Source organism: Skermanella aerolata KACC 11604, assembly GCF_000936425.1.
Lineage (GTDB): Bacteria > Pseudomonadota > Alphaproteobacteria > Azospirillales > Azospirillaceae > Skermanella > Skermanella aerolata.
Window position 1 is genome coordinate 1 of sequence record NZ_AVFK01000246.1, and the last position, 333, is coordinate 333.

Here is a 333-nt window from a genome sequence, read left to right on the forward strand (position 1 = left end):
GCGCCAGATCATCCCGCATGTCGAACATCGCCAAAGCCGCTACCTGAACAACCGGGCGGAGAATTCGCATCAGCCGACCCGCCAGCGCGAACGGCGCATGAAGCGGTTCAAGTCGCCCCGCCAGGCCCAGCAGTTCCTGTCCGCTCATGGCCCCATTCACCAGCATAGCCATCCCCGTCGGCATCTCATGACCGCCGCCGAGTACCGCGCCCATTGCGCCCACGCGTTCGAGGTCTGGAAGCAGGAGACGTGCGTCCGGAGGGCCGCATAAAAGGTCGGCTTACGGCCCTTCAACGTCTTCGCACGTCCGATCCAAGTTAACGTGACAATGCC

1 pseudogene is annotated in these 333 nt (G+C 63.4%); it reads left to right on the forward strand.

The features are described 5' to 3' along the window. Positions 1-149 (forward strand): annotated as a pseudogene (locus N826_RS45125) (DDE-type integrase/transposase/recombinase); the annotation flags it as partial. Positions 150-333: the final 184 nt, after the last annotated feature.